This window comes from Pseudarthrobacter sp. TE9888, from assembly GCF_056279345.1.
Genome location: NZ_JBWBRD010000002.1, coordinates 56,069 through 69,025, shown reverse-complemented (window position 1 = coordinate 69,025; position 12,957 = coordinate 56,069). Strand labels below are relative to the sequence as shown.

Below are 12,957 nucleotides of genomic sequence, written 5' to 3'. Positions count from 1 at the left end.
CGCGTTTCCTGTCCCGCCGGACAGGAACCGGCGCGTGACAACGACGGCGGCTGCCGGACTTTCGAAGGTCCGGCAGCCGCCGTCGGCCGTGTGGCGGAAGTCTCAACAGCCATTCATCCTTCCTGTGGCATATTTGAGGGATGGCAGAATTCAGGCAGTCCACGAAGCTCAATAACGTCCTTTACGACATCCGTGGACCAATCCTCGAAGCCGCCCAGCAGATGGAGGCGGAGGGCCACCGGATCCTCAAGCTGAACATCGGCAACCCCGCGCCGTTCGGGTTCGAGGCGCCGGACGCCATCCTGGTGGACATGATCCGCCACCTGCCCCACGCCCAGGGCTACAGCGATTCCCGCGGCATCTTTTCTGCCCGCACCGCCGTCTCGCAGTACTACCAGACCCGCGGTATCCAGAACATCCACGTTGACGACATCTATCTGGGCAACGGCGTCAGCGAGCTAATCACCATGTCCCTGATGGCGCTGCTCGATTCAGGCGACGAAGTGCTCATCCCCACGCCGGATTACCCGCTCTGGACGGCATCCGTGGCGCTCGCCGGCGGCAAGCCGGTCCACTACCTCTGCGATGAAGAGTCCGGCTGGCAGCCCGACCTGGAGGATATGGAAGCGAAGATCACGCCCCGGACCAAGGGCATCGTGGTCATCAACCCCAACAACCCCACCGGCGCCGTCTACCCCGAAAAGACCCTGAAGCGCATCGTGGCCCTCGCCGAGAAGCACGGCCTCGTGATCTTCGCCGACGAGATCTACGAAAAGATCCTTTACGAGGACGCTGTCCACGTAAACCTCGCCGGGCTCACCGGCGACCACGTCCTGTGCCTGACTTTTAGCGGGTTGTCCAAGGCCTACCGGGTCTGCGGCTACCGGGCAGGCTGGATGGCCATTTCAGGACCCAAGAAGGACGCCGCCGACTACCTTGAAGGCATCAACCTGCTGGCCAACATGCGCCTATGCGCCAATGTCCCGGCCCAGCACGCCATCCAAACCGCGCTCGGCGGCTACCAGAGCATCAACGACCTCATCCTCCCGGGCGGCCGGCTGCTGGAGCAGCGCAATAAGGCCTACGACATGCTCAATGCCATTCCCGGCGTCAGCACGCAGCAGGCGAAAGGCGCCCTGTACCTCTTCCCCCGGCTGGACCCTGAGGTCTACCACATCCGGGACGATGAGAAGTTTGTCCTCGACCTCCTGAGGGAACAGAAGATCCTGGTATCCCACGGCCGGGCCTTCAACTGGGTGCGCCCGGACCACTTCCGCATGGTGACGCTGCCCAACGTGAAGGACATTGAAGAAGCCATTGGGCGCATGGGGGACTTCCTAAGCAGGTACCAGGGGAACTAGCCTGTGCTCACGGGCCACCGGGCCCGTGTATCCCCTGCGGAGAGGAACCTCATGGCCCGCGTCGTTGGCTTCGACGAGCATCCCACTGACACGCTGCGCGTTGAAAAGGGATTTTCCCTGGCATCGGTGGATCCGGATGCCACCCCGGGCTATAGCGGCAACAAGGCTGACGGCGAAGCCTTGCTGCTTGAGATGGACGGAAAGCTCTCCGGGATGCAGGAACAGCTGTTCGCCGAATCACGGGCCGGCGGAAAGAAACGGATCCTCCTGGTCCTGCAGGCGATGGACACGGCGGGCAAAGGCGGAATCGTCAACCACGTCATGGCCACCATGGACCCCCAGGGCGTCCAGTTCAAGGCCTTCAAGGCTCCCACCGAGCAGGAGAAGTCCTACGACTTCCTGTGGCGCATCGAGAAGGAGGTCCCCGCCGCCGGCATGGTGGGGATTTTCGACCGCTCCCATTACGAGGACGTCCTCATCCACCGCGTGCACAACTGGGCCACCCCGGAAGAAATCAGCCGGCGCTACCGGGCCATCAATGAATTCGAGGCCCGCCAGACCGACGCCGGCACCAAGATCATCAAAGTGATGCTCAACATCAGCAAGGATGAGCAGAAATCCCGGCTGCTGGCCCGCCTGGACAACCCTGCCAAGCACTGGAAATACAGCAGCGGAGACCTGAAGGAACGCGCCTTCTGGGATGACTACATGGCCGCCTACCAGGCCGCCTTCGACGAGACCAGCTCAGGGATTGCCCCGTGGTACGTGGTTCCGGCCAACAAAAAATGGTTCGCCCGCATCGCCGTGCAGCAACTGGTGATGTCGGCGCTGTCCGATTTCCGCCTGGAATGGCCCAAAGCCGAATTCGACGTCGACATTGAAAAGGAACTCGTCGCCCGTTCGTGACCCGGGCCCTGAGGCCGGAACAGTGTGCCCAGGTTCTGCAGCCAGCCTAGAGCGGCTGGTCGCGGGCAGCGGCCAACCGCTTCCTTGCGCCCTCGAGCCACTCCTCGCACCGCGCGGCCAGTGCCTCGCCGCGCTCCCACAGCGCCAGGGATTCCTCCAGGCTTGCTCCGCCCGCTTCAAGCCTGCCCACCACGGCGATGAGCTGCTCCCTGGCGTCCTCGTAGCTCAGCGCTGCGACTTCTGCTTCGGGCTTCTGTTCAGTCATGCGTTCTCTTCCACTTCCTGGTGCTGGTCTGGGTTTCCCGGGTGCAGTGCACCGGTGGGCTGCGCGGGCCCGTCGGAGGTGGCGCCGAAGCGGCCCTCCGCCACGCGGATGGACAGGGGGGTGCCCGCCGGCGCTTCGGCGGGCCTGCGGACCACGGCGTGGCCGGCTTCGGCGATCCGGGCGGCCTGGTCCCCGGCGAGTTCGACGACGGCGTACCCCCGGTCGAGGGTCTTCTGGGGTGAGAGCGCGCGCACCTGGGCTTTCAGGTGCTGGAGCTGGTCTGCTGCCCGCACCACGGTGGAGTTCACGGCGGCGGAGGAACGCCGCAGCAGGCGCTCGATTTCCTCCGCCCGGACGGAGACCATGCCCTCAGGCGCCGCCATGACTGGCCGTGAATGCAGTGCCGCCAGCCGGTCCCGCTCCCGGTCTATCATCCGTTCCATGGAGCGCCGCAGCTGTTCCCGCGCCTGGCGCACGCCGGCGAGCTCCTCGGACACCTCAGGAACGATCCGCTTGGCGGCATCCGTGGGCGTTGAGGCGCGGAGATCGGCAACGTAGTCCAGCAGCGGGCGGTCCGCCTCGTGGCCAATGGCGCTCACCACCGGTGTTTCGGCCGCTGCCACCGCGCGGATGAGGTCCTCGCTGTTGAAGGGCAGGAGGTCTTCGAGTGCCCCGCCTCCGCGCGCGATGACGATGACGTCGACCTCCGGCCGGGCATCCAGTTCCCGCAGGGCGCGGACCACCTGGGCCACGGCAGTGTTGCCCTGCACGGCAACCTCGCGGATCTCGAACTCCACCGCCGGCCACCGCCGCGCCGCGTTGCGGAGGATGTCCTTCTTCGCGTCTGAGTCCCGTCCCGTAATCAGGCCGATGCGGTGTGGCAGCAGGGGCAGCCGCTTCTTGCGGGAGTCCGCGAACAGACCCTCCGCCGCGAGGGCCTGGCGCAGCCGCTCAATCCGGGCCAGCAGGTCACCCAGGCCGACCGGCCGGATGTCCCGGACCTGCATGTTCAACCGGCCGGTTTTCAGCCAGAATTCCGGCTTCAGCAGCGCCACGACCCGCGAACCCCGCTCCAGTGGAAGGTTCTGCCGCTCCAGGACCTTGGTCCAGACCGAAGCGGGAAGGGACACCTCGGCATCCACATCGCGAAGCGTGATGTAGGCGTTGGTGCCGCGCCGGTTCAGCTCAATGACCTGCCCTTCCACCCACGCCGACGGGGTCCGGTCGATGTGGGCTTTCAGCTTCTGCGAGAGGAGCTGCAGCGGCCACGGGTTGTCCGGACTGGTTTCCGCTGCGGTGGCAGGCAGGGTAGTGGGTGCAGTGCCTGGAAGGGAGGCCTGGTCAGACATGCGGACGCCGTTGGGAGGCTGGTGCTGCGGGCATGCGGTCCTTTTATCTGTTGGGGGCGGTCAATCAACCTTATCCATAAGGTGTAGCACCGGGGGCTGACAGGAACAGCGCCGCCACCCTGCCTAGGATGGGTTGAGGCCCCCAACCCCGAAGGACCTGTTGTGCGCACTTTTGTTTCTGCCCTCGCCACCGTGCTGGGCATCCTCCTGGCTGCCGTAGCCGTTCCCGCCATCTGGGTGGACCGCAACATCGTCCAGGAGGATGGATTTGTCCGGCTTGCTGCTCCGCTCGGCAAGGACCCGGAATTCCAACGGAAGCTGGCCGCGGCGGCGGTGGGGACGATCGATACCGGATCTGTTCCCGGTTTCCTCTCGGGACTGGTCGAACCGATGCTCGAGAAAGCGGCGGAATCGCTGGCAGGCCTCCCCGGCTATCCGGCAGCCTGGGAGGAGACCCTTCGCAGGAGCCACCGCCTCAGCTTCGCCGACCCCGCCGCGGCGCAGGACGGCGCCTCGGCCTCGTCGCTGACCCTCGACGTCGCCCCCTTGGTAGCCCTCGGCTCAGAGGAGATCAGCCGAGCCACGCGGCTTCCCCTCAACCCGCCGGAACAGACGCTGATTAACGTGGGCCAACCTGCGCAACGGGAATGGACCGAGCGGCTGGCCACGTATGCGCCCATGGGCTACGTCCTGGCCATCGGCTCGGCGGTGGCATTCCTGCTGGCCCTCGTAGCGGCACGCCGGCGCTGGACCGTGCTGCTGGCCGCAGGGCTCGGCGGCCTGGCGGTCGCAGGGCTGTGGGGGCTTGGCTTGCAGCTGGGCTCGGCCCGTGCCCAGGCCGCCGACACCGGCAACGCGATAGCCAACATGTTCCGCGACGAGTTCCTTGCCGCCGCCGGTGCAGACTTCCAAACATGGATCACGGCGACCGCCGTCGCCGGCGGCGTCCTGGTGGCAGCCGGCATTGTGACGTTGTTCGCATCCCGGAAACGGGTTAGGCCAGCCGGTAGCATGGAGGCATGACCACCTCGGCTGTATCCCTTTCGATGCCATCCATTCCGCGCAGGCGCCGCTCCCCGGAGGAAGTAGCAGCTGCGGCCCCCGTGAACGGCGCCAAGAAGGTACTGCTGGCTGCTCCGCGCGGTTACTGCGCCGGTGTGGACCGTGCCGTGATCGCCGTCGAAAAGGCGCTGGAACACTACGGTCCGCCCGTATACGTCCGCAAGCAAATCGTCCACAACGTCCACGTGGTCAGCTCGCTGGAGGAAAAGGGCGCCATCTTCGTGGACGAAACCGATGAGGTGCCCGAGGGCGCCCTGGTGATCTTCTCGGCCCACGGCGTTTCCCCGGCAGTGGTCGAATCCGCCGAAACCCGGGGCCTGCGCACCATTGATGCCACCTGCCCCCTGGTCACCAAAGTGCACAAGGAAGCCGTCCGCTTCGCCAAGGACGATTTCGATATCCTCCTGATCGGCCACGACGGGCACGAGGAAGTGGAAGGCACCTCAGGGGAAGCACCGGAGCACATCCAGATCATCAACGGCCCGCACGAAGTGGACCAGGTCACTGTCCGGGACCCTGAGAAGGTCATCTGGCTTTCGCAGACCACGCTTAGCGTGGACGAGACCATGGAAACCGTCCGGCTGCTCAAGGAACGGTTCCCAACCCTGCAGGATCCGCCCAGCGACGACATCTGCTACGCCACCACCAACCGCCAAGTGGCCATCAAGAAGATCGCGCCCAAGGCCGACCTGGTGATCGTGGTGGGTTCGGCCAACTCGTCCAACTCCGTCCGGCTGGTGGAGGTCGCACTTGAATACGGCGCTAAGGCGTCCTACCGGGTGGACTTCGCCAACGAGGTTGACGAGGCCTGGTTCGAAGGCGTCGCCACCGTGGGAGTTACCTCCGGGGCATCCGTTCCCGAGGTCCTGGTGCAGGACGTGCTGCGGCTGCTCGCCGACTACGGATACGGCGCCGTGGAGGAAGTAGTCACGGCTGAGGAAGACCTCCTCTTTTCGCTGCCCAAGGAGCTCCGGGCCACCCTCAAGGAAGCCGGAGATGTCAGCCGGGCCCTGGGCGGACGCCGGCCCCGCAGCTAGAACCGGCACCACAATTCCAACGGAATGGGCCGGGCAGCCACCAGGCTGCCCGGCCCATTCCGCATTGTTGCTGCCGTGTCAGGCTGCTTCCCCGTCGCCCTGCAGCTCGGGTGCCACGAGCGCCCGCGGTTGCACCTCCACCAAGGGGGGTGCAACCAAGCCTGTTTCCTCCAGGCTGTTGAGTTTCCGTGCTGTGGGCAGGACCCTGGCTTCCAGCGTTCCCACCATGGCGTTGTAGCGGTCCACGGACGTTTTCAGCGAGGATCCGAGCTTGGTGACGTTCTCTCCCAGCGTGCCCATCCGGTCGTACAGCTGCCGCGCGAGTTCGAAGAGTTCGCGCGCACTGTCCGTCAGGACGTCCTGGCGCCAGGTGAACGCCACGGACTTCAGCACGGCCAGCAGGGTGCTCGGCGAGGCGAGGACGACGTTGCGGGACAACGCGTGGTCCAGGAGCCCGGCGTCAGCTGTGAGCGCGGCCGCCAGGATGGACTCGGCCGGGATAAAGCAGATCACCAGTTCCGGGGAGTTCCCGGGGATGTCCCAGTACTTTTTGGTACCCAGCGCATCCACGTGCGCCCTGAGGGCCTTGGCGTGTGCCGCCAGGAGGGCCTGCCTGTTGCGGCCGTCATTGGCGGACTGCGGTCCGGCGGGGCCCAGGCGGGGGTCCACCGCGCCCAGTTCCTGCGCTTCAAGGTAGGACGACAACGGCACCTTGGCGTCCACCACCAGCTGCTTTTCGCCCGGGAGCTGCACCACCAGGTCCGGCCGCACCGCTGAGTCGTGGCCTGCGCTGTGGACCTGCTCCACGAAGTCGACGTGGCGGAGCATCCCGGCGGCTTCCACCACACGCCGGAGCTGCACCTCGCCCCACTGGCCCCTGGCGCTGTTGGAACGCAGCGCCGATTCCAGGGCATGGGTGGAGCGGATGAGCTGTTCATCGGAAAGCCGGGCCTCCTGGAGCTGCTGGGCCAGTTGGCCGTACTGCTCCACCCGGTCCCGCTCCAGCAACGCGACCTGCTGCTGGACGGCGGACAGCTTCTCCGCCACGGGCGCCAGGGCACGCAGCACACTCCCGTCCTGGGTCCTGGCGTCGCCCAGCTCGCGGTTCTGTGCCGCCAAAAGCCGCCGCTCGGCGTCGGCCGCTGCCAGCTGTGCTGTGACCTCTGAAAGCCGGGACGAGACCTGGTCAAAGTCCGCCTCCAGTGCGTGCGAGTTCCGGCGCAATGAGAAGTAGGTGGCCGCAGCGCCGGCAAGCGCACCCAGCAGCAGCATGAAGAGGGCCAGAATCAAGGCAAAAGCATCCATGGCTTCACTGTTGCACGGGGCTCTGACAATCACGGGCAGTGACATCCCCGGGTACTGGCCCGCGGGGTCCGGCGGGTAGAATCAATGCTCGTGGCTCTTACTATTGGCATCGTCGGACTGCCCAACGTCGGCAAATCAACCCTCTTCAACGCGCTCACCCGCAACCAGGTCCTGGCCGCGAACTACCCGTTCGCCACCATCGAACCCAATGTCGGCGTCGTGAACCTCCCGGACCCCAGGCTGCAGCAGCTCGCCGGGATCTTCGGCTCGCAGCGCGTCCTGCCCGCCGCCGTTTCCTTTGTCGACATCGCCGGCATCGTAAAGGGCGCGTCCGAGGGGGAGGGGCTGGGCAACCAGTTCCTGGCCAACATCCGCGAGGCTGAAGCCATCGCGCAGGTTGTTCGCGTCTTCGACGACCCCGACGTCATCCACGTTGACGGCAAGGTGGATCCCCGCTCCGACATGGAGACCATCAACACCGAGCTGATCCTTGCCGACCTGCAGACCATCGAAAAAGCCATCCCGCGGATCGAAAAAGAAGTCAAGATCAAGAAGCGGGAAGCCGCCGAGCTCGCCGCCATCAAGGCCGCGCAGACCGTCCTCGAGCGTGGTGACACGATTTTTTCCTCGGTCAAGAGCGACAAACTGGAGATGGAGCACCTCAAGGAGCTGGGCCTGCTGACTGCCAAGCCCTTCATCTACGTGTTCAATGCCGACGAAGGCATCCTGGGCAGCCCGGAAAAGCAGGAAGAGCTGCGCGCCATGGTGGCCCCGGCAGACTGCATCTTCCTGGACGCCAAGCTCGAAGCCGACCTCGTGGAGCTGGACGAGGAAGAAGCCCGCGAGATGCTCGAGATGAACGGCCAGGACGAATCAGGCCTGGACCAGCTGGCACGCGTCGGCTTCCACACCCTGGGCCTGCAGACCTACCTCACCGCGGGCCCCAAGGAAGCACGCGCCTGGACCATCCGCCAGGGGGACACGGCTCCGCAGGCAGCCGGCGTCATCCACTCCGACTTCCAGCGCGGCTTCATCAAGGCCGAAGTGGTCTCCTTCGACGACCTTGTGGACGCCGGATCCATGGCTGAGGCGAAATCCCGCGGCAAGGTCCGGATCGAAGGCAAGGAATACGTCATGGCCGACGGCGACGTGGTGGAGTTCCGCTTCAACGTATAGCGCTGCCCATTGACAGTCAGCGATGGCCGCTTGGAACAGATGTTCCGGGCGGCCATCGCTGTTTTGGGGCTCCGCGCCGCCGCAGCGGGGGAGCCTAGCGTCCGGCCGCTTGGCGCTCGGCCACGAACGGCCCGAGCAGCGTCCTGAGATGGGTGTGGACCTCAGCCAGTGTTTGGCCTGATTCGAGCATGCGGGTGCCGGCATGGACCACAGCGTTGATCATCTCCGCGACCGACTCCGGACCGGCAACGCCAAGCGCGGTGAGCGTTTCGATCAGCGGTTCCTGGAGCTGCCGGTGCATCCGGCTGGCCTGCTCGTCGAGTTCGGCGCCGGGGGCCAAGGCGGCCAGCGCCGCCCCCACCGCGTGCGCTCCTTCAGCAACGAGGTCCACATTGGCCGTCGCATAGGCCAGGACCCGGTCCGCCTGGGTTGGGGCATCGGTCATGGCGCCGGTGACCCGCTCGGTCCAGCGCGGAAAAATGTCGCGGACCAATGCCTGGAGCAGGTCCTGCCGCGAGTCGAAGTACTGGTAGACGCTGGGCCTTGAGAGTCCTGCCCGCGAGGCTACCTCTGCCATGGTCGGCGCTTCGGAGGTTTCCTGCAGGAGCTCGTGGGCGGCATCCAGCAGTGCGCGCTCCTGCGCGGCGCGGTGTTCCGCGACGGTGGCGGCCCTGATTCTGGGCATGACGGGATCCTTTGACACTGGCTGGCCTACGCATCAAGGGTACGACGACGGGCGGCCTGGTTTAGCAGGCCGCCCGTCGCCATGCCCGGAATAACCGATGCTAGCGGGCCGGAGCAGGGGCCCCCAGCCGGCCATCCACCATCTCGGCCACGCTGTCGCAATAGCCGAGGACGTCGTGGTCGTGGGTCACCATGATGGTGGCGACACCGTGGTGGTGGCTTTGTCGGGCAAGCAATTCCACCACCTCACGGCTCCTTGCCCGGTCCAGGGAAGCCGTGGGTTCATCCACGAGGAGGAGTTTCGCCCCGGAGACCAACGCCCGCGCGATGCCGATGCGCTGGCGCTCGCCCCCGGAGAGCTGGGCGGGCCGGTTGCCGGCGCGGTGGGCCATGCCGACCGAGTCCAGCAGCTGGACCGGGTCGAACTTTTTCGGCCCGCCTGCGAGGCGGTTGACCAGCCGGAGCTGGTCCGCAGCGGTCAAGGCCGGGATGAGGTTGCCGGACTGGAAAACGAAGCCAATGTTTGCCAGCCGGAACGCAGCAAGTTTGCCTTTGCTTAGTTGGGAAAGGTCCTGTCCCTGGACGCTGACCGTTCCGGAATCCGGTGAGGCGAGGGCGCCTGCAACGGCAAGCAGGGAGGACTTGCCGGAACCGGACGGACCGACGATCGCGAGGAATTCCCCCGGCGCCACATCGAGGCTGACGTCATCCAGGGCTGTCACCTTGGTGTCGCCGTCGCCGAGTTCCATCACCGCATTGCGGATGGACAAGCCGGTGGCTCGGGGCGCGGCGGCGGGGCCGGCTGCGGCACGGGTGAAGCTGGGGTTGGTCATCGCTGTCCTCCAAGGGCGTTGAGCGGGTCGATGCGGGAAATTCGGATCACAGCCACGGCTGCACCGATCAGGCCAAGGCCAATGGTGAGGGCAGTGGCGATGGCGATCGGCGCGGCCTCAAGGGCGAAAGGCATGGCGTCGGGCATTGCTGCGCCCAGTCCCAGGCCCGCGGCTACGCCGAGGACGGTGAATCCCACCAGCAGGACGGCGGCCTGGGCCAGGCCATCCCGAAGCAGGTAACCGGTGGAGGCGCCGATGGCCCGCAGGACCGCGATTTCGTGCTTGCGCTGAATGGTCCACACGGTGAAGAACGCACCGACAACCAGGGCGCAGATTGCGTAGAGGAAGACCTGGATCATGCTCAGGGTCATGGTCTCGGCCTCGTAGCCCGGAGATGCATTGAAGGCGGCGGACAGGGATTTGCTGGAGGTGCCGGCGGCCGTGTCGCCGGCGGCAAGGTCCAGTTTGGTGCCGGGTTTCGCCTCGACGGCGACCACGCTGGCGGTATCAAAGGCCAGTGCGGACAACTGGGCCGCATTCGGACTTCCCGGGGCCGCCTGGCCTGAGGCGATCAGCTGCCAGGTCTTCAGCGGCAGGTAGGCCACGTCGACGTGGCCGAACGTGGACTGTCCTTCGGTGAAGCCAACCACCCTGAGCTTCGTGCCGATCCGGTCCAGCGTCACGACCGTACCGAGGTCGATGCCTTCAGCCTTTGCCGTCGAGGAGACGACAATGCCGTCGGGCTCGCCGAGGCCGATTCCTGCGGAGCGGGAAGGTTCCAGGAACGAGCCCGGCTCGATGCCGAAAAGCGTGAGGTCGACCTGCTTGCCGGAATCGGTGGTGGCATTGGCCATGCCGACACCCATCTTTTCGGCCGCGGCTACGCCCTCTGCACCCCGCCAGGAGTCGAGTTGCCGGTCATCGACCACGGAGCGGGAAAACGCATTGTCGGTTTTGGTGCCCTGGTCGAAGGCGAAGGCCGTCACCGGCATCGATTTGAGGCCGGACACGCCATCGTTGACGAGCCCCGAGGACAGGCCGGAGAGCATCACCATCAGGACGGCGATGAGCGCAATGACACCGCCCATCAGGCTGAAGCGGCCACGCGCGAAGGTCAGTTCGCGGAGTGCAAGAAACATTGGTTTGTCCTAGGTAGGGGAATGATACTGACGCGGCGTCAGCATCTTCCTGACAGAATGTCAGTAAGACGGACAACTTTCAAATCGGCCGCCCCCTCGTCCGGGCCTGCCGGTGGGACCTGCCATAGGGTTGCGGTATGACTGCCGGCCCGCTCGTGCGCCTCGTCCTGCCCCACCAGCTCTTTGAGCAGCAGCGGGCCGGTGCAGACCACGACACGGTCTTTGTGCTCATCGAGCACGACCTCTACTTCCGCCAGTACCGGTTCCATTCGCACAAGCTGGTCCTGCACCGGGCCTCGATGGCTGGTTTTGCCCGCCGCCTGCGTGCCCTCGGGCACGACGTGGTTGTCCTCCACAGCGACCCGGCGAGGACGTCACGTGTCCAGCTGGCTGACGTCATCCGGCAGCGGCGCCCCCGGGTCGTGACCTGGTTTGACGTCGTCGATGACTGGCTTGAAAAGGACCTCGAAGCCGGGCTCGACGATGGCGGCTACAAAATGCGCAGCCAGGACGTGCTTGAGACACCGAACTTCCTCACGTCGCGGGCGCAGCTGGATGACTGGTTCGCCGGCAATCCCGCCCGGATGCACGACTTCTACGTCTGGCAGCGACGGCGGTTGGACATCCTGGTGGACAACGGCGCCCCCATCGGCGGGAAGTGGTCGTTCGACGCGGACAACCGCAGGAAGCTTCCCCGCGGCTACACCCCTCCCGTTGTCGGCAGGTTCCGGGGCCACCCCCTGCTCCAGGAGGAAGGGACGTTCAACCTGGATGCGCTGTCATTGCCGGGCGGCGGGCAGGGAAAAGAGCCCGGCTGCGAGGCCGCGGGCGACGTCGAACCCGCCATCGCCTGGGTCGCCACGGAGTTTCCGGATGCCCCTGGAGACCCCCACCTTTTCGCCTGGCCGACCACCGCGGAAGAGGCTCAAAGGCACCTGCAGGAGGTTGTCGCAGAACGCCTCGCGGGCTTCGGCCCCTACGAGGATGCGATTTCCGCCGCGCATCCATTCGTCAACCACGGACTGCTGACCCCCGGGCTCAACATCGGCCTTCTGAACCCGGGCGATATCCTGCAGGCAGTCCTGGCCGGAGCGGATGGGAATACTCCGCTGGCCTCCCTTGAGGGCTTTGTGCGCCAGGTCATCGGCTGGCGGGAGTACATGCGCGCAACGTATCGGCTGCGCGGGCGCCGGATGCGCACAGCCAACCTGCTCAACCACCGGAACCAGCTGGGATCCGGTTGGTGGGACGCAAGTACGGGGTTGCCGCCTGTGGACCTGGTGATATCCCGCGTACTGGCCACGGGGTATGCGCACCACATCGAACGGCTCATGGTGCTGGGCAACGCCATGTCCCTGCTCCGGATCCATCCTGATGACGTCTATGAGTGGTTCATGGAAATGTTCATCGATGCCTACGACTGGGTGATGGTGCCCAACGTCTACGCCATGAGCCAATTTGCCGCCGGGGCGGACATCACCACAAAGCCCTATGTGTCGGGCAGCAACTACCTGCGGAAAATGTCCGACCTGCCGTCGGGGGAGTGGATGCCTGACTGGGATGCGCTGTACTGGACCTACGTACAGGACCACCGCCCGGTTTTTGAGCTGAACCCGCGCTCGCGGATGATCGTTTCCCTCCTTGACCGGATGGAGCCCGGCGTGCGTGAAGGCCACCGGCGAAGGGCCCGCACGCTGCTCACCCGGCCCGGTGCGGACAAGTTGCTGCAGAGGCCCCCTCCTGCAACCGGAGGGGGTGCGGATCAGGCTACCGGGCCACAGCACCAAGTATCCTGAGTATGCAGGGCGTGATCGCAGCGGCCCCAGTCCCCTCCGGAGAG

General features: G+C 65.8%; 12 protein-coding genes. 6 read left to right on the top strand and 6 right to left on the bottom strand.

Features of this window, described 5'->3' with window-relative positions; all coding sequences use genetic code 11:
* Positions 1-140 precede the first annotated feature (140 nt).
* Positions 141-1,361, top strand: coding sequence for a pyridoxal phosphate-dependent aminotransferase (locus tag ACZ9J7_RS00795; protein ID WP_476206254.1), 1,221 nt, complete (start codon positions 141-143; stop codon positions 1,359-1,361).
* A gap of 51 nt (positions 1,362-1,412) precedes the next feature.
* Positions 1,413-2,267, top strand: coding sequence for a PPK2 family polyphosphate kinase (locus ACZ9J7_RS00790; protein ID WP_476206252.1), 855 nt, complete (start codon positions 1,413-1,415; stop codon positions 2,265-2,267).
* A 46-nt stretch (positions 2,268-2,313) separates the two neighbouring features.
* Here ACZ9J7_RS00790 and ACZ9J7_RS00785 read toward each other — a convergent pair whose 3' ends face one another.
* Together ACZ9J7_RS00785 and xseA are read right to left on the bottom strand one after the other, a co-directional pair.
* A complete protein-coding gene (locus ACZ9J7_RS00785) occupies positions 2,314-2,532 on the bottom strand; it encodes an exodeoxyribonuclease VII small subunit (protein WP_476206251.1) in 219 nt (72 codons plus the stop codon).
* On the bottom strand, positions 2,529-3,881 hold the full coding sequence (gene xseA, locus ACZ9J7_RS00780) for an exodeoxyribonuclease VII large subunit (RefSeq protein WP_476206249.1): 1,353 nt from the start codon (positions 3,879-3,881) through the stop codon (positions 2,529-2,531). Before xseA ends, ACZ9J7_RS00785 begins: the two co-directional genes overlap by 4 nt.
* 162 nt (positions 3,882-4,043) lie before the next feature.
* On the opposite strand from xseA, the gene ACZ9J7_RS00775 reads away from it, so the two are divergent.
* Positions 4,044-4,904, top strand: coding sequence for a hypothetical protein (locus ACZ9J7_RS00775; RefSeq protein WP_476206248.1), 861 nt, complete (start codon positions 4,044-4,046; stop codon positions 4,902-4,904).
* The gene (locus tag ACZ9J7_RS00770; RefSeq protein WP_476206247.1) at positions 4,901-5,980 is read left to right on the top strand and encodes a 4-hydroxy-3-methylbut-2-enyl diphosphate reductase; all 1,080 of its coding nucleotides are present in this window, start codon (positions 4,901-4,903) and stop codon (positions 5,978-5,980) included. Before ACZ9J7_RS00775 ends, ACZ9J7_RS00770 begins: the two co-directional genes overlap by 4 nt.
* Positions 5,981-6,058: 78 nt before the next feature.
* Here ACZ9J7_RS00770 and ACZ9J7_RS00765 read toward each other — a convergent pair whose 3' ends face one another.
* The gene (locus tag ACZ9J7_RS00765) at positions 6,059-7,285 is read right to left on the bottom strand and encodes a DNA recombination protein RmuC (RefSeq protein WP_476206246.1); all 1,227 of its coding nucleotides are present in this window, start codon (positions 7,283-7,285) and stop codon (positions 6,059-6,061) included.
* 90 nt (positions 7,286-7,375) lie between these two features.
* Between ACZ9J7_RS00765 and ychF the strand changes: the two genes are divergently transcribed.
* A complete protein-coding gene (gene ychF, locus ACZ9J7_RS00760) occupies positions 7,376-8,461 on the top strand; it encodes a redox-regulated ATPase YchF (protein WP_476206244.1) in 1,086 nt (361 codons plus the stop codon).
* 94 nt (positions 8,462-8,555) lie between these two features.
* Here ychF and ACZ9J7_RS00755 read toward each other — a convergent pair whose 3' ends face one another.
* The 3 genes from ACZ9J7_RS00755 to ACZ9J7_RS00745 form a co-directional block, all read right to left on the bottom strand.
* Complete coding sequence (locus ACZ9J7_RS00755) at positions 8,556-9,146, bottom strand: TetR/AcrR family transcriptional regulator (RefSeq protein ID WP_476206243.1); 591 nt, start codon at positions 9,144-9,146, stop codon at positions 8,556-8,558.
* Between the two features lie 100 nt (positions 9,147-9,246).
* Positions 9,247-9,978, bottom strand: a complete 732-nt coding sequence (locus ACZ9J7_RS00750) for an ABC transporter ATP-binding protein (protein ID WP_476206242.1) — start codon at positions 9,976-9,978, stop codon at positions 9,247-9,249.
* A complete protein-coding gene (locus tag ACZ9J7_RS00745; RefSeq protein WP_476206240.1) occupies positions 9,975-11,117 on the bottom strand; it encodes an ABC transporter permease in 1,143 nt (380 codons plus the stop codon). The genes ACZ9J7_RS00750 and ACZ9J7_RS00745 overlap by 4 nt, the downstream gene beginning before the upstream one ends.
* 137 nt (positions 11,118-11,254) lie before the next feature.
* Here ACZ9J7_RS00745 and ACZ9J7_RS00740 point away from each other — a divergent pair, with 137 nt between their 5' ends.
* Positions 11,255-12,913: a cryptochrome/photolyase family protein gene (locus tag ACZ9J7_RS00740; RefSeq protein WP_476206238.1), complete on the top strand. Its 1,659-nt coding sequence runs from the start codon at positions 11,255-11,257 to the stop codon at positions 12,911-12,913.
* The last annotated feature ends 44 nt before the right edge of the window (positions 12,914-12,957 follow it).

What these genes read in the sequence shown, in the direction of transcription:
- ACZ9J7_RS00795 (WP_476206254.1), top strand. Translation starts at nt 141, where the DNA reads ATGGCAGAATTCAGGCAGTCCACGAAGCTCAATAACGTCCTTTACGAC.
- ACZ9J7_RS00790 (WP_476206252.1), top strand. Translation starts at nt 1,413, where the DNA reads ATGGCCCGCGTCGTTGGCTTCGACGAGCATCCCACTGACACGCTGCGC.
- ACZ9J7_RS00785 (WP_476206251.1), bottom strand. Translation starts at nt 2,532, where the DNA reads ATGACTGAACAGAAGCCCGAAGCAGAAGTCGCAGCGCTGAGCTACGAG.
- xseA (WP_476206249.1), bottom strand. Translation starts at nt 3,881, where the DNA reads ATGTCTGACCAGGCCTCCCTTCCAGGCACTGCACCCACTACCCTGCCT.
- ACZ9J7_RS00770 (WP_476206247.1), top strand. Translation starts at nt 4,901, where the DNA reads ATGACCACCTCGGCTGTATCCCTTTCGATGCCATCCATTCCGCGCAGG.
- ACZ9J7_RS00765 (WP_476206246.1), bottom strand. Translation starts at nt 7,285, where the DNA reads ATGGATGCTTTTGCCTTGATTCTGGCCCTCTTCATGCTGCTGCTGGGT.
- ACZ9J7_RS00755 (WP_476206243.1), bottom strand. Translation starts at nt 9,146, where the DNA reads ATGCCCAGAATCAGGGCCGCCACCGTCGCGGAACACCGCGCCGCGCAG.
- ACZ9J7_RS00750 (WP_476206242.1), bottom strand. Translation starts at nt 9,978, where the DNA reads ATGACCAACCCCAGCTTCACCCGTGCCGCAGCCGGCCCCGCCGCCGCG.
- ACZ9J7_RS00745 (WP_476206240.1), bottom strand. Translation starts at nt 11,117, where the DNA reads ATGTTTCTTGCACTCCGCGAACTGACCTTCGCGCGTGGCCGCTTCAGC.
- ACZ9J7_RS00740 (WP_476206238.1), top strand. Translation starts at nt 11,255, where the DNA reads ATGACTGCCGGCCCGCTCGTGCGCCTCGTCCTGCCCCACCAGCTCTTT.